The organism is Sphingorhabdus sp., from assembly GCF_046596595.1.
Taxonomy (GTDB): domain Bacteria; phylum Pseudomonadota; class Alphaproteobacteria; order Sphingomonadales; family Sphingomonadaceae; genus Sphingorhabdus_B.
Window position 1 is genome coordinate 1 of record NZ_JBKJMB010000055.1, and the last position, 15673, is coordinate 15673.

Genomic DNA, 15673 nt, shown 5'->3' on the forward strand with positions numbered 1-15673 from the left:
ACTGGTATAACAATGTCCGCGCGGCTCGCTGCCTGCCGCCTTCGCGCTTGCGAAGATGGTGGGCCCGGAGGGACTCGAACCCCCGACCTAGCCGTTATGAGCGGCCAGCTCTAACCAACTGAGCTACAGGCCCTAACCGGCTCGCCAACTACCTGCGCGCCGATAGCCGAACTTTGGGAGAATGCGCAAGCCTTTATCTTGCCCAGACCCCCTAAAATGTATCACGCGCGCTTTTTCGCAGGCCGGTTCAAGATAATGGCGTTCAGAATGACGGCACGATGCCTTTCCCATGCCCGTATTGTTATGCGATGGAACTGGAGCACTCTCCGCATCACCTCACTCGCGCTCTTCGTCCTTATACCCTACCCACCCATTGTTCACGGCAGGAACCGAAACTATCAGTGCATGATTGGACAGGCGTAAATCTCCGCCTACATTTCGCACAAGGCTGCGCACAAGGCGTAATGAAAAGCCAAGTCCAAGCAAAGGTGCAGCTTCATTTTGGTCGATTGTTCCAGGCCCAGAGCCGAAAAGCTCGCTTTCCTGCAACTCGACAAGTTTTTTGGGCATGCTCAGTTCAAAACGATTTACAGCGTTGGGCCCGAGTTCCGTCCGGAAACGACCCTCAAGCACTTCACCGGGTTCGCACCCGGTGATAATCGCAGACAGCAGACGAGAGAAAAGCCTTTCGGCCAGCTGATGATCGATCGCAAACGGTCTCACAGGCTGGGCATGGACGAGGTTGAGCGTCACCTGCAACAGGTCGCTCAAGCCGTGCAGGCGTTCAGCAAGCCGTTGGGATAGCCAGTCGCATTCGGTAACCCCGTCTTCGGCCTGATATGTCCCCGTTTCAATGGTCGCTGCGGTCGACAGATCGTCGAAGCCGGACATTAAACGCTCTGCATCATGCAGGATATTGCCTGCCAATATCCGGTAATCCTCCGTCACTGGACCAAAAAGCTGCTGTTCAATGATCTCGGAAAAACCGATTATGGCCCCCAAGGGTGTGCGCAATTCATGCAATAGCTGCTGAATATGCTCAGCCTCATTGACATGGCTTTCGGGAATGAGTGCGACCTCGGACAGGTTGGGGCGACGCAATATGCCACGATACCCATTGAAGCGACCGCTGACGCCGTCAAAAAACGGCGCGGCATTGATCCGCCAGTCGCCTGCAATGGCAGGCGCACCGCAAAGCCGCATCCGGGCATTTTCAAGTGGCATCTTTTGGCGGAATGCAGCTGCGCCATAGGCATCTGGTCCTGGACCATCGTCAAAGGCAGGCTCGGCAATGTCAACGCCAACGATGGCACCCAATGGCGCGCCTTCGACCCAGCATATGGTGCCATATTCGTCGGCTTCAAACCGGATCTCGTCAATGGGATTGATATCGATATCAACCACATCGGGCGCAGAATATACCGGTAACGGATTTATTGGCTCGGCACTATCATGCACAAATGGTTCAGGCCCAATATCGTCAGGGGCACTATACTCCGGGGCACTATATTCAGGGGCACTATATTCAGGCCGGACGTTATCGCTCTGCGGGTGTTCCGGCGGGGCAACCGCAGTCATGGGCGGATTATGCTCGCGTTCAAGGCGCAACCGCTCAATACGTTCTACAATATCGCGAATTTGCACGCCCTGCGGAACATTGGTGGCCAGTTCACTTTGGGGACCTTCATTCGACAATACAAAGTCGGCCGACATCCACAAAGACAGCGCCCGCCGAGTCATTGGTCCAAGGTCGCGGCGGTTGCGCAAAAATCCGCGTGCGCGCGTCGACAAGACAGGGACGATGTCTGCCCATTCACTGTCGTGCAGCTTTGCCCCGCTGATCGCCGCCGAGGCAACAGCGGGGACATCACCGGAAAGCAGCAACAATAATGGTGCAGATTGAAGGCGGCCAGCCAAAGCGCGGACGCACTGCTCGCGGACGGAGGAAGGGACAGCATCCATGAATTGGCGTACTTTACGCAGGCCAAACTCGACTGACTGGGGGCTGAAATCACCGGGATTTTGCGCAAGAATATCAACCAGTTGCTGCCATTTTGCAGACAGCCCTATCCCTACGTCGTCGGTTTGACGCAAAGTTGTTTCAAGGCGGTCGTCAAAACGCAATGTCCGGTAGTTCCCCTGTTACGGCCATTTATAGTTTTGTCGCGATAAACAGGTTCTCGACAGTGCGAAAGCATCAATTTGGAGCCGTCACACTATGGGACAATTGCAATCCCATATAATTAAATTATAAGGCGAAGTCATAATAGAAATGGAAATAACAAGGCTATGGCGAATACGAACCTTGACGCGATAGATATGAGGCTGTTGGCGGAATTACAGGCTGATGGTCGCATAACCAATGTCGAACTGGCGACCAAAGTCGGGCTGACTGCGCCCCCTTGCCTGCGCCGCATGCGTGCGTTGGAACAATCGGGCACAATCAAATCCTACCATGCCGACGTTGACGCGGGCGCATTGGGCTACACGATCACCGTATTTGCAATGGTGAGCCTGAAAAGCCAGGCCGAAGACGATTTGAAGGCGTTTGAGCACCATGTCCGGGCGCTCCCGGATGTACGCGAATGTCATATGCTGAACGGCGAAATAGACTTTATTTTGAAAATCGTCGCACGCGATCTTCAGTCGTTTCAGGAATTTCTGACCTCGAAACTGACGTCAGCGCCGAATGTGAGCAGCGTTAAAACATCGCTGACGATTCGCACCGCGAAAGATGAGCCCGGCGTCCCCATTCCTTCGGCATAAAAAAAGGGCCTGATTGCTCAGGCCCTTTGGATTTCATGTTACGTATGTTTAGGTCACCGGTGCTGCGGGCGCTGGATTCTCGAGATGGTTGATGTACATCATCCAATACTCGGCAATCGCCTTGCGGTTCGCACCGGTAATCTGCGCGAAGTCGGCTTTGGCGCCGGCATAATCAGCCAGCATTGTTTTTGACATCGCCAATCGGAAGCGAGTCCGGTCGGATTGGTCAACACCGTCCTTGTCCAGGACCGGGGCCTTGCTCAAGGCCGATTCATACAGTTCCTTGGCAGTCTTGTAATCCTTGTGCGAGAAGAACGAGTCCGCTGTCAGCGACGCCAACATACCCTTCGCGCTTGCCTTTGCAGGCGCGATCGTACCGGGCAAGGTCCGCGTATCTTCAGCCAGACGCGCTTTGGCTTCGTTAAACCGCTCGCTGAAGGTTACATTGCTGCGCGATATCACGCCCTTGTTAAAGCCTTCCTCGAGCACGGATACAGCCTCGGCAGGGTAACGCACGCCAATATAGCTTAAGCTATCCAGATATCCGGCATATTCCTGCTGGAACCGAAGTCCGTTGGTCACACGCATCAGACGCATCAGGTCAAGCGACTCTTCGGGATTGAAGTTACGCGAACGGTCAAAAAATGCGATGGCATCGTGCCAATAATCGGGGTTGTTCTCGGTCACGACCAACTCTTTGTAGAAATTGGCAGCACCTGCGTAATTCTTCGCTTTAGCCGAAAGGTTGGCGGCACGCACGACGTATGCCTTGTTGACTGTTCCGGCGGCTTTGCTCGACTCAATGGCTTTGCCAATCCACGCAACCGCGTCAGCATCCTTGTTCTGCTGCGACATCGCATTCGAGATCAGGAATTCGATATTGTTGCCCCGGTGACCCAGATTATACGCATCAACCATATATTTTTCGGCATCTGGAAATCTCTTGCCGTCATAGGCAATCGCACCCTTGCGGAAGGTATATTCCTTTTTCAATTCCGGTGAAGTCGATGTCGACGCCAGCAACAGGTCGATCCCCTGCTCCTGAAATGCCAGATCCTTCAACGGCGCGCCGATGTTAATTGCAAGAATGCCGGCCTCATACCGATCATCATCATTGCCGATGGCCGCAACGACCTTGGGAAATTCGGCCTTGGCGGCAGCGGCGTCCTTGGTTTTGTTGAGGAGGTTTGCCACTGGCGTGTACGCCGCGATAAATGGCTTCGAGTAATTTTTCTTGGCCGCTACAGGTGCAGCCGCTTCCTTACCCTTTTTTTCCTTCTTGGGCTTTTCGTTGGATTGCGCGAATGCCGCCGGCGCGCCAGCTACCGCAACAAGGGAAAGGGCTAAGGCAAATTTTGAAACCAGTTTCATGTAACTCTCCGCGATGATGTTAGGCTTGGACCTTCACTGACGTGTTTTATAGGACCTTGCCTTCTTCTGTGCAATTGCCATAGCGCGACTGCATGAATTCCCGTTGAACGAACCGGAGCAAAAAACAAGTGGGCGAACGCACAGCAGTCATCATCGGCGCACGCGGCGGAATTGGCGCAGCGTTTGCAGACGCATTGGACGCTGACGTTCGATACACGCGGGTCATTCGCCTGCACCGGGAGAGTGATCCGCCAGTCGACATCCTCAACGAAGCCAGCCTCGCATCGGCCGCAATATCCTGTGCGGACATGCAACCAGATTTGGTCATTGTCGCCACAGGATTGCTGCATTCGAACAGCAAAGGCCCTGAAAAAAGCCTGCGTGAGCTGGATCCCGACTGGATGATGCAAAACTACCGTGTCAACGCCGTCGGTCCTGCGATCGTAGCAAAGCATTTCCTGCCGATCATGGCGAAGAACGCGCCGATCTGCTTTGCCGCCTTGTCGGCGCGTGTCGGCAGCACATCGGATAACCGCCTTGGCGGTTGGCACAGCTATCGCGCGTCAAAAGCAGCACTGAACATGCTGATCCGCAATCTCGCAATCGAATGGCAGCGCAAAAATGCGCAGTCGGTGATAGTCGGGCTTCATCCCGGCACCGTCGAGACGCCCCTCAGCGCGCCTTTTAAGGGCAATCCAGCGCATGAGCGCTTCACCCCTGCCCGTGCGGCCACCGACATGCTAAGCGTGCTTCAAGGCCTGAAACCGGAGCAAAGCGGGCAGATTTTCGCCTATGACGGGACTTTAATCTCGCCCTGACCGCCTGCACTGTGTGAATCTGTGGATAAGCTGGTGAAAAACGCCCCGTTATGACAGTCGCTTGTGGTCATTTCGGTCATGTGCGTCTAGGGTAAGGCTACCCAAAAAATATAAGGATTTTCGCGCGGTGAGCGACGACACAGCTATCATGGACCCATCGGACATTTCGCCGGTCGACATTGTCGATGAAATGAAGTCGAGCTACCTCGATTATGCGATGTCCGTCATTGTATCGCGGGCACTGCCTGATGTGCGTGACGGATTGAAACCCGTCCATCGCCGCATCCTGTTCGCAAGCCAGGAAGGCGGCTTTGTTGCTGGCCGCCCGTATCGTAAATCTGCAAAGATCGTCGGCGACGTCATGGGCAACTATCACCCGCATGGCGACAGCGCGATTTACGACGCGCTTGCCCGCATGACTCAGGATTGGTCGATGCGGGTACCGTTGATCGACGGTCAGGGTAACTTCGGATCGATGGACCCTGATCCGCCAGCGTCGATGCGATACACCGAGGCACGGCTGAATAAGGTCGCCAATGCTTTGCTGGATGATCTGGACAAGGACACAGTCGATTTCCAACCCAATTATGACGGCAGCCGCGAAGAACCTCAGGTACTCCCTGCGCGGTTCCCGAACCTGTTGGTCAATGGCGCTGGTGGTATTGCCGTGGGCATGGCGACCAACATCCCGCCCCACAATTTGGGCGAAGTCATCAAGGCTTGCCTCGCGTACATCGACAACCCGGCTATCAGTATTGACGAATTGATTGAGATTGTCCCTGCCCCCGATTTCCCGACCGCTCCCCTGATCCTTGGCACTGGCGGTGCGCGCGCGGCGTATCGCGAGGGCAAAGGCTCGATCATGCAGCGGGCGCGGCACGAAATTGAGGAAGGCAAAGGCGATCGCCGTTCAATCGTTCTTACCAGTGTTCCGTTTCAGGTCGGCAAATCGGGTCTCGTCGAAAAGATCGCAGAAGCCGCCAAAGACAAGCGCATCGAGGGCGTTTCCGACATTCGTGACGAATCGAGCCGCAAGGGCGTGCGCATCGTCATTGACCTGAAGCGCGATGCAACCACCGACGTCGTGCTGAACCAATTGTGGCGCCACACGCAGGCGCAATCGAGCTTCCCGGCCAATATGCTCGCCATTCGCGGCGGTCGGCCCGAAGTATTGAACCTTAAGGATATCATCGAATCCTTTATCCGTTTCCGCGAGGAGGTTATTACCCGCCGGACCAAATTCCAGCTGAACAAGGCCCGCGAACGCGCGCATTTGTTGCTTGGCCTGGTCGTTGCGGTAACCAATCTTGACGAAGTCGTACGCATCATCCGTGGTTCGGCCAGCCCTGCCGAAGCGCGTGCAGCGTTAATCGATCGCAAATGGCCAATCGCCGAAATCGCTGCCTACATCAAATTGGTGGAAGCGGTCGAAACGGAGATCACGGGCGACAGTTACCAATTGTCCGAATTGCAGGTTCGCGCGATTCTTGAACTTCGTTTGCATCGCTTGACCGCGCTTGGTCGAGATGAAATAGGAAAGGAATTACAAGGTCTTGCAGACGTAATTACAGAATTACTCGCAATTCTGGGAGACCGTGTGAAACTGTACGCGGTATTGCGCGAAGAACTTGTCGCCATTGACGCCGAATTCTCGACCCCGCGCCTGTGCGAAATCACCGCAAGTTGGGACGGGCTCGACGACGAAGACCTCATGGAACGTGAGGAAATGGTCGTCACCGTAACCCATGGCGGATATATCAAGCGTACGGCACTGGCGACGTTCCGCGCGCAAAATCGCGGTGGCAAGGGCCGCGCTGGTATGGCGACCAAGGAGGAAGATGCCGTCACCGAATTGTTCGTGACCAGCACCCACACGCCCGTCCTGTTTTTCTCCAACATCGGCAAGGTCTACCGCCTAAAGGTCTGGAAGCTGCCCGAAGGTGGCCCGTCCACGCGAGGGCGCCCAATGGTCAACCTGTTACCACTTGGTGAAGGCGAAGTCATTTCCAACGTCTTGACCCTGCCCGAGGACGAGGCCGAATGGGGCGGCCTGAGCGTCGTATTTGCAACCGCCAAGGGCTATGCCCGCCGCAACAGCATGGACGCGTTCGCCAATGTCCCAAGCAACGGCAAAATCGCGATGAAATTCGAAGGCGAAGACGCCGATGATAAATTGATCGGCGTCGAACTGCTCAGCGCCGAGGATGATATCCTGCTTGCAAGCCGATGCGGCAAGGCGATCCGCTTTGCCGCTGATGATATTCGCGAGTTCCAAAGCCGTGCGTCGACTGGCGTACGTGCGATGAAACTGGCGAAGGGCGACGAGGTTATCTCGCTGTCGATCCTGAAGCGCGTTGGCACAAAGCCTGAAGAGCGCGAAGAGTATCTGCGCTTCGCCCCGTGGAAGCCAGAAAAGGAGGGCGAGCCTACACTTTCTGCCGAACGCATCGCCGAAATGTCTGAGCGAGAGCAGTTCATCCTCACCGTTTGCGCCAACGGCTATGGCAAATTGTCGTCGGCTTACGGCTATCGGCGCACAGGGCGCGGCGGCCAAGGCATCACCAACATCGACAACATCGATCGTAATGGCCTTGTCGTCGCCAGTTTCCCCGCCACGAAAGGCGACCAGCTCATGCTTGTCACTGATCAGGCCAAGCTTATCCGCATGCCGCTTGAAAGCCTGCGCGTATTGGGTCGCGGAACCGCTGGCGTACGGCTGTTCAATGTCGGTGAGAACGAACATGTCGTAGGTGCGGCCAAGATTGACGAAAGCGATGAGGACGATGGCGATGAGGTTGCCGCAAGCGATGAAATCGCCGCAAACGACCTGACTGCTCCTGAAGGAACCGACGAAGGATGATATCTGCAAATTTGATCGCCACGCTTATGGCCGCCACGCAAACTGCACCCGTTGTTCCAGTGGCGACACCCAATGATTATGCGCTTGAACAAAACTGGCTGTGCCGGCCAGATCGCCGCGATGCGTGCAGTACGCCAAGCCTTGATGTGACTGAGGTTGCGCCCGATGGCATGCGCACCGTTCGCGCCGTTGCCCGGGCGACCGCGCCCGAAGCAGATTGCTTTTACGTCTATCCGACCTTGTCCTATGACCCCGGCGGCAACAGCGACATGATCGCCAATGAAGAAGAACGGCGCGTGGTCGAGGCGCAATTTGCGCGGTTTGGCACCGTCTGCCGGACTTTTGCGCCTATCTATCGGCAATCTACACTAAGCTGGCTTCGGTCGAACATGACCGGAAAGCCTATCCCTGTGGATATGGAACTGCGTTATACCGATGTACGCGATGCATGGCGGCGGTATTTGGCTGCGGACAATCAGGGCCGCCCCTTTGTGCTTGTTGGCCATTCGCAAGGGTCAGGCTTGCTCAAGCGATTGGTCGCAGAAGAAATCGAAGGCAAGCCGGTTGCGCGTCAGATGCTGTCTGCGATGCTGGCAGGGACGAACGTTGCAGTCACCAAAGGCAAGGACCAGGGCGGCGATCTAAAAGTCACGCCGGTGTGCCGAAAGGCGGGGCAGACCAATTGTGTCATCGCGTGGACAAGCTTTCGCGAAACCTCGCCGCCTGAGGCAAATAGCCGCTTCGGCCGCGTTCCCGACGCCACACAAGACGCGATTTGCGCCAATCCTGCCGCTCTGGGCGGTGGGATGGCATCCGCAAATGCCCGCTTCCCTGCAGGTGCCGGCATCGGCGATCTCGTCGCCACCAGCCCGCGTTGGACCAAAGACAATGCGCCATTCACAACGCCCACAGTCGCCGTTCCGGGTCTATATTCCGCGCAATGTGTGTCGGTAAATGGCGCAAATGTGTTGTCCGTCCGCATCAATGCTGACCCTGCCGACCCACGCATCGACGATGTCGGCGGCGATGTCCGTTTTGGGGCATTTGTTGCGAAAGATTGGGGATTGCACCTGATCGACGTTTCGCTGGTGATGCAGGACATGGTCGACCTCGTGCCTGTCCAGCTCGCGGCGTGGAAAGCACGCGGAGGTAAGTAAAGGGCCGCTTTATTGGCCTCAAACCTTGCTCATCCGTCACCCTGAACTTGTTTCAGGGTCCATCTCGAAACACAAAACCGAGCTAGAGCAGATACATAGACCCTGAAACAAGTTCAGGGTGACGTGTGAAAAAGCAAGTCGTCCCTGCGAAAACGCCGATAACGACCATGCCGCACGACCTGGTTCCAATGTAGCTTGCAATGTAGGATTTCATTTGAGAGAACCACTTTGTCAGCGAACGCTGGCGGGGCTCTTTCTCAAAGTTGAGTTGCATTTGACCCATTGCAAACGGGTCTGGGCCTTAAAGCGACAACAGATGCAGTGGTTTCGCATTTGACCGTATCTTTTGTTTCTTTATCGCGCATCAGACACGCGCGCGGTCAGGTTTTGGTGTGACCTTAGTGTGACTTTCCAAATTCAGTCGCGTTCCTCGCCGCGTGAAAAGTGCCCGCGCTTTACCAATGTTTGCGCCACACCGACCGCGATCATCAGGACGCCGAAATAATAGAGATACCAGATGGCTAAAGCGGCTGCCTCTGACTCAGCCAGAGGACCAAGCTCTGCGAAGATCAACAGGTCGGAAATCACGAATAAAATGGCACCTAAACCGACGCGGTAGCGCGGAAAATTGCTGCTCCATGCCATTGCCGCCATCGCGGCGAGGATGACGCTATAGGCAGCGACCTGAATGCCTTCGTCGCGCGTCGGTGGAAGAAAATACGCAATGACGGGGGTTGCCAGCAGCACGGTCACGGCCAGCATTTTCTGGCTCAATGCCGGGCTGACGCGGCGATGGCGGAGGTAAATGACGATTGCCACGATATGCCCAGCAGCAAAAGCGAGCGCGCCCGCAATCATGCTCAGCTCGATAAGCGCGTCACCCAGCGCGTAAAATGCGAGCATGATCGCAAGCAAAATAAACTCGCCTTCATGATGACGGCGTAAGGCAAAGGGCACAAGAAACCCCACTGCTGCCATTTTCCACAGCATCGCGAATAACCCGCCATCCAACGGCAGGAACATCCAGCTCGCCGGATAGCTGATTCCGGCAATCAAGCTGCCAAGCAAATAGGGCCGTTTATGTGCGAGATCCTGCTCCATGCTCAGGTGCATCGTTCAAACAACCGCGCAAGACAAGGGGAATGTGCCCAATCATGCTGTCTGCCGTCAGGCCGGGCCCAGCGCGCACCCCGATATCGCCATGCAACCACGCTGCGATGCCAGCGGCATCAAGGGCGGGCACGCCCTGTGCCAGCAACCCGCAGATGAGCCCGGTAAGTACATCACCCGAGCCAGCGGTCGCCAGCCATGGCGAGGCGTGGCGGTTGACGAGTTTACGTCCATCGGGCGCCGCGATCCATGTTTCCGGGCCTTTCAGCAGGACGACGCACTGCGCCCGTTCTGCCGCGCGGAGCGCTGCTTCCTGACGATTTTCCAACGAAATGTCGGGGAAGATGCGACCGAATTCGCCGAGATGTGGTGTCATGACGTCAGTCAAATGTACCGCTTGAAACAAGATTTTTGGCTGATCCTCGAAGACTGTCAAAGCGTCAGCGTCCAATATCGTGGGCACAGCGCCATCAAGAACGTGCAGGACAGCTTGCCGCACAGATGGCCCGGAACCTGCGCCTGGCCCAATGGCAAAGCCAGTCACGCGGCTGTCCGACAAGGCAGACGCAGTATCAGCCTCGCGCAGCATGATGGCAGTCACATGCGTGGCATGTTCGGCCAAAGCCGCCTTGTCGCCCAATATGGTGACAAGCCCGGCACCCACCGCCAATGCGGCTTGCGCTGAAAGCCGTGCGGCGCCCGTATGCAGTGCAGGCCCGCTCCAGACCATCGCATGACCACGGCTATATTTGTGCGCGTCCTTCGACGGCGGCAGGAGCGTTGGCCGCAAGATGGTTCGGTCGCCACTGACTTTAAGTGTAAATCCCATAGTCCATCTTGGCGCTTTTGCCTGTGCAGCGCCAAAGATTTTTGATAGCCGCACCAATATGACCAAAAATTTTGATGTTCAGATTATCGGTGGCGGCCTTGCCGGGTGCGAAGCGGCATGGCAGTTGGCGCAACGCGGGGTACGCGTGAGACTATCGGAAATGCGTGGCTCCGGCGATATGACGCCAGCGCATCAAACCGAAGGTCTGGCCGAACTGGTGTGTTCCAACAGTTTCCGGTCCGACGACGCGGAAAACAACGCTGTTGGCCTGTTGCATCAGGAAATGCGCGATCTCGGCTCGCTCATCATGCAAGCCGCTGAGGTAGCCAAGGTGCCTGCTGGCTCTGCGCTTGCGGTAGACCGGGATGTTTTCTCGCAAACGGTCACCAAGCATCTGGAAGAAAATAACAATATAGACATCGTGCGCGAACGGGTTGATGTCATTCCAACAGATCGCTCGGTGATCATCGCAACTGGCCCGCTAACAGCCAGCAATCTGGCCGAAAGCATCATGGCGAAAACCGGCGAAGACCGCCTCGCCTTTTTCGACGCGATTGCGCCGATTGTCTATCATGACAGCATCGACATGGACATTGCTTGGTATGCCTCGCGCTGGGACAAGGGCGAAGGCAAGGATTACATCAACTGCCCGATGGATGAGGCGCAATATCGTGCTTTTCACCAAGGCTTGCTCGATTCCGACAAATCCGAGTTCAAGGAGTGGGAAACAAGCACCCCCTATTTCGAAGGTTGCATGCCAATTGAAGTGATGGCGTCACGCGGTCTCGATACGCTCCGTTTCGGCCCGATGAAGCCAGTTGGGCTCGACAACCCGAAAACGGGCCGCTGGGCACATGCGGTGGTGCAATTGCGGCAGGACAATAAACAGGGCACGCTTTGGAACATGGTCGGCTTTCAAACGAAGATGAAACACGGCGCGCAGGTGGAATTGCTGCGCACCATACCGGCACTTGAAAAAGCAGAATTTGCACGGCTTGGTGGTCTGCACCGCAACACGTTCATCCGTTCGCCAGTGCTGCTTGACCGCCAGTTGCGGCTTAAATCCGCGCCGCACATTCGCTTTGCCGGGCAGATTACGGGCTGCGAAGGCTATGTGGAAAGCAGCGCGGTTGGCCTGATGGCGGGCATCATGACGGCCGCAGAGTTAGCGGGCCGCGATGTGACGCCGCCGCCGTCAACAACCGCGCTCGGTGCGCTTTTGGGCCATATCACGGGTGATGCGATGGCCGACGATTATCAGCCGATGAACATCAATTTCGGCCTCTTCGCGCCACTGGATGAAAAGGTGCACAAAAAGTCACGCAAGGCCGCGATGACCGGGCGCGCGCGCACCGATTTGAACAGCTGGATCGCACAGCAGGCGATAGCGGCCTAGCAACGGCAGCCCGGCTTGGCAGCCAGCTTAGGACGGGTTTGCGCAAATTCCTTGCGTGTAAGCAGTTGATCCTTGTTCCCATCTGCACCGGCAAAGCGCTGCCCTGTCGCTGCCGCCCATTCCTCAAACGTAAGCAGATTGTTGCCGTCGGTGTCGAGTGCCTTGAACGCCTTGGTCCGGCTGCCCATCATCTCAAGGCGAGATACGAGCTCATCCCTGTTGCGGTCATAACGGTTGAAACGGACTTCCTCGCGGCTTGCCTTAGGCGCCTCGGGCGGGGTGGGAGGTGCCGGGCCAATGGCCGGTGCGCCGGCGTCAGCTTGCGGCAACGCATCCGATATGGCGGCGGGCGGCGGTGGCGCGGGGATGACACTTTCCTGATTGGCAGCGGTCTGCCAGAACAATAACCCTGCGCCAGCCATTAACAATGCCGCCACTCCGCCGATCAATACCCGCTGCATCAAATTCCCCCCTTATGCTGCTGTCATGGCCGCCAAGTCATGTTCCTAACGCCCGGTCAATGCATGCAAAACCACCCTTGGTCCCGACCTTGTCCGCGTTGACATGGTAAGTATCGACAAAGGCCGCAACTTACGGCTGCTGGGCAAGGAAACTTGATTAGGACGCACGTCTTGCGCCACACGCTCGGGAAAGGCTTGCCGCAAATCCGCCAGCGCCCATACCCGTCCAACCGGCTGCACATCCTGTGTAGACCCAACCCAATGCGCATAAGTCTGAAATATCGCTTCTGCACGCAAATCGGCATGATCATTGGTGACTTGTTGATCCCATGGATTTTGGCCCAGCAACATTTCCCATGCCGAGACCAGCGCATCAAGTGCGGCTGACGGGATGACGTCACCGCTGTCGTTGAGCGCTTGCAACAAAGGCTCTCCCTTTGGTCGGAGATGGGGCGCATTGCCGAATGCTTCGCGCCACCACGCCATCTTGATCTGCGCAATCATGGGTTCGCGGGCACTTCGCAAAATGTCTGCGAGGCGCTCGTCGATCTGCAGCAAAAGCGTGAATGCAGACCGATAGAATGCCGGGACATATGCGATGGCCAACCTGGCTGGAGCAGCCAGTCCAACATCATGATCCATCATGAAACCATAACAAACGCCGCGACATCTTATTGTTAATACTAAAAAAACTGTTTTTATTCAATAGCCGGTTACACATGCACGCGCAAAGCGTGCGTAGATTCCATTGTGGGTTTCTGGAGATGACCGCTGTGACCAAACAAAGTGCTGCCATGAACCCATCGGGCGTCCTGTCACGCCTGGCGAAGAATGAAGAGGGCAATGTCATTGCCATTCTGGCAGCGGGTGTGCTCCCTGTTCTTGCTCTCGTGGGCGGCGGTATCGACATAAGCCGCCTCTATCTGACACAGTCCAAGTTGCAAGGCGCTTGTGATTCAGGCGCACTGCTCGGACGGAAAATCATGGGCATGGGTACGTGGAATGCGGATGACGCCATCGCCGGCAAACAGGCCTTACAAATTTTTGATCAAAACTTTTCCAACGGTGCATACGGAACGATTAGCGTGGCGCGCTCCTACAGTGAGGCGGATGGCAACGTGACCGGCACCGCCTCTGCCACGGTGCCGATGGCATTGATGCAAATATTCGGAGAAACAGAGAAGGTCATTACCGTCAATTGTAAGGCGGAACTGCGAATTCCAAACACCGATGTCATGTTTGTTTTGGATACTACCGGGTCAATGGAGCAAATTCCCGTAAATTCCAGCGTCACCAAAATGGTTGGACTTCGACGGGCGGTAAAGTGCTTCTACGAGGCGCTCGCCAAACAAAATATCGACGATATCACACCAGCAGAATGCGACGAAACCACTAATCCGGTCAATACCAATTCGCCTAATGTCCAGCTTCGATTTGGCTTTGTGCCGTATTCGGTGAACGTCAATGTCGGTAATCTTCTCAAGCACGAACATATGGTCGACAGCTTTACCTATCAATCGCGGGTGGCACTGACTGTTGCGAATGAAGAGGCAACACCGGTTTACGGTCAGGAAAGCGGTCAAATGCCAATAGACAGCGCTACAATAAGCGAAAACAATACCGGTTGGCAGAATGCGACGACGCCACGCACCGACAGCAGTGGCACTTATGCCATAAATCCATCTGCTACGGCTTCTCAATGTGCGCAGCTTGCGAGCCCCGCGGCATATAATTTACCAACTGTAAGCAGCCAAGTCATGACCTCGCAAATTCCCGCAATTCCGGTAAGCCCACAGAATATCCTGACCAGATATTATACCAAGGAGAAGCGCGACGCCTCTAGGGAGTTCAACTATTTCTTTTCGAATAACAGCTGCATTTTGCGCTTTCGGGATAAGAACAGAACGTTGCAACGCGAGCGAACAAGCACAACCACAGCCATCACTTGGCCTCTATCCAATTTTAAGGGCTGGACCTACCGACCCGTCCAAATGAACGTCAGCTATCTTAAAGGGTCCAATGGCTCATGGCGCACGTCGCTTCCCCTTCCAGTTGGAGCGAATGGCACGACGACATCGATAGCGTGGAGCGGATGCGTTGAGGAGCGCAAGACAGCGCGTGGGCCCGACATGGATCCTACGGACGATTGGGACCCAATTCCTGCAGATGCCATGGATATGGATATTGATTTGGTACCGAACGCGGACACCAACACAAAATGGGCGCCACACCTGCGTGACATCATTTACATGCGCAACGCATTGGAAACAGACGCCTATGGTAACCGTGTGCGCTCTTCTACTCCGACATTATCGGACGTGTTCGTGCATAACTATGAATCGATTAATATGCCAACTTCGACATCCAATTGTCCTTCGCGTTCGACGAAGATTGCGCAATGGGCGCCGGCCGGCTTCAAGCAATATGTAAATGATCTTACGACCAACGGCTTCACCTATCATGATATCGGTTTGCTGTGGGGAGCGCGGATAATGTCGCCTACCGGTATTTTTGCGGATACAAACGCAACGCCGGATAAAACAATCGACCGTCACATGATCTTCATGACCGATGGAGAAACCGCCGTGAAACCCGAGGACTATTCGGCATATGGCGTACACTGGTACGACCGCCGCCAAACGCCGACATCGACGGCGCCTACTGAAGCGCAATTAATCGCTATGACCGACGCCCGAACCGCGGCCCTGTGTAAGGCAATCAAAGACCGAAACATTACCCTTTGGGTGGTATCTTATGGGAACGTGAACTCCGCAACCAACAACCGATTGCGGGGCTGCGCATCGACAGGCAGATTTTTTGAAGCGCAAAGCGTTGGAACTTTAATCACCAGATTTAAAGCAATCGCCGCGGAAATTTCCGCCCTGCGGTTGACCGAATGAGGATG

12 protein-coding genes and 1 tRNA gene are annotated in these 15673 nt (G+C 55.6%); 6 read left to right on the forward strand and 7 right to left on the reverse strand.

Annotated elements, in window-relative coordinates; all coding sequences use genetic code 11:
* Positions 1-56: 56 nt before the first annotated feature.
* Both ACLL9E_RS05230 and ACLL9E_RS05235 read right to left on the reverse strand, forming a co-directional pair.
* Positions 57-133 (reverse strand) — tRNA-Ile (locus tag ACLL9E_RS05230).
* Positions 134-336: 203 nt separating this feature from the next.
* Complete coding sequence (locus ACLL9E_RS05235) at positions 337-2124, reverse strand: histidine kinase dimerization/phospho-acceptor domain-containing protein (protein WP_411290686.1); 1788 nt, start codon at positions 2122-2124, stop codon at positions 337-339.
* A 165-nt stretch (positions 2125-2289) separates the two neighbouring features.
* Between ACLL9E_RS05235 and ACLL9E_RS05240 the strand changes: the two genes are divergently transcribed.
* Complete coding sequence (locus tag ACLL9E_RS05240; protein ID WP_411290687.1) at positions 2290-2766, forward strand: Lrp/AsnC family transcriptional regulator; 477 nt, start codon at positions 2290-2292, stop codon at positions 2764-2766.
* A 48-nt stretch (positions 2767-2814) separates the two neighbouring features.
* Here the strand turns inward: ACLL9E_RS05240 and ACLL9E_RS05245 are convergent, their stop codons facing one another.
* Positions 2815-4137, reverse strand: a complete 1323-nt coding sequence (locus ACLL9E_RS05245; RefSeq protein ID WP_411290688.1) for a hypothetical protein — start codon at positions 4135-4137, stop codon at positions 2815-2817.
* 128 nt (positions 4138-4265) lie between these two features.
* On the opposite strand from ACLL9E_RS05245, the gene ACLL9E_RS05250 reads away from it, so the two are divergent.
* The 3 genes from ACLL9E_RS05250 to ACLL9E_RS05260 all read left to right on the forward strand — a co-directional run bounded on the left by ACLL9E_RS05250 (position 4266) and on the right by ACLL9E_RS05260 (position 8972).
* Positions 4266-4955: an SDR family NAD(P)-dependent oxidoreductase gene (locus tag ACLL9E_RS05250; RefSeq protein WP_411290689.1), complete on the forward strand. Its 690-nt coding sequence runs from the start codon at positions 4266-4268 to the stop codon at positions 4953-4955.
* Positions 4956-5103: 148 nt separating this feature from the next.
* Positions 5104-7815, forward strand: a complete 2712-nt coding sequence (gyrA, locus tag ACLL9E_RS05255; protein ID WP_411290726.1) for a DNA gyrase subunit A — start codon at positions 5104-5106, stop codon at positions 7813-7815.
* Entirely contained in the window at positions 7812-8972 is a 1161-nt protein-coding gene (locus ACLL9E_RS05260; protein WP_411290690.1) for a DUF3089 domain-containing protein, read from the forward strand. The genes gyrA and ACLL9E_RS05260 overlap by 4 nt, the downstream gene beginning before the upstream one ends.
* A gap of 417 nt (positions 8973-9389) precedes the next feature.
* Here ACLL9E_RS05260 and ACLL9E_RS05265 read toward each other — a convergent pair whose 3' ends face one another.
* Together ACLL9E_RS05265 and ACLL9E_RS05270 are read right to left on the reverse strand one after the other, a co-directional pair.
* On the reverse strand, positions 9390-10073 hold the full coding sequence (locus tag ACLL9E_RS05265; protein WP_411290691.1) for a lysoplasmalogenase: 684 nt from the start codon (positions 10071-10073) through the stop codon (positions 9390-9392).
* On the reverse strand, positions 10051-10911 hold the full coding sequence (locus ACLL9E_RS05270; RefSeq protein WP_411290692.1) for an NAD(P)H-hydrate dehydratase: 861 nt from the start codon (positions 10909-10911) through the stop codon (positions 10051-10053). The genes ACLL9E_RS05265 and ACLL9E_RS05270 overlap by 23 nt, the downstream gene beginning before the upstream one ends.
* 58 nt (positions 10912-10969) lie before the next feature.
* Between ACLL9E_RS05270 and trmFO the strand changes: the two genes are divergently transcribed.
* Positions 10970-12307 (forward strand): methylenetetrahydrofolate--tRNA-(uracil(54)-C(5))-methyltransferase (FADH(2)-oxidizing) TrmFO, encoded by a 1338-nt coding sequence (trmFO, locus tag ACLL9E_RS05275; RefSeq protein ID WP_411290693.1) that lies wholly within the window; start codon positions 10970-10972, stop codon positions 12305-12307.
* Here trmFO and ACLL9E_RS05280 read toward each other — a convergent pair.
* Both ACLL9E_RS05280 and ACLL9E_RS05285 read right to left on the reverse strand, forming a co-directional pair.
* Positions 12304-12768: a hypothetical protein gene (locus ACLL9E_RS05280; protein WP_411290694.1), complete on the reverse strand. Its 465-nt coding sequence runs from the start codon at positions 12766-12768 to the stop codon at positions 12304-12306. The two genes, trmFO and ACLL9E_RS05280, sit on opposite strands and share 4 nt — an antisense overlap.
* Before the next feature lie 45 nt (positions 12769-12813).
* A complete protein-coding gene (locus tag ACLL9E_RS05285) occupies positions 12814-13413 on the reverse strand; it encodes a squalene/phytoene synthase family protein (protein WP_411290695.1) in 600 nt (199 codons plus the stop codon).
* A 128-nt stretch (positions 13414-13541) separates the two neighbouring features.
* On the opposite strand from ACLL9E_RS05285, the gene ACLL9E_RS05290 reads away from it, so the two are divergent.
* Complete coding sequence (locus ACLL9E_RS05290; protein WP_411290696.1) at positions 13542-15668, forward strand: TadE/TadG family type IV pilus assembly protein; 2127 nt, start codon at positions 13542-13544, stop codon at positions 15666-15668.
* Positions 15669-15673 lie beyond the last annotated feature (5 nt).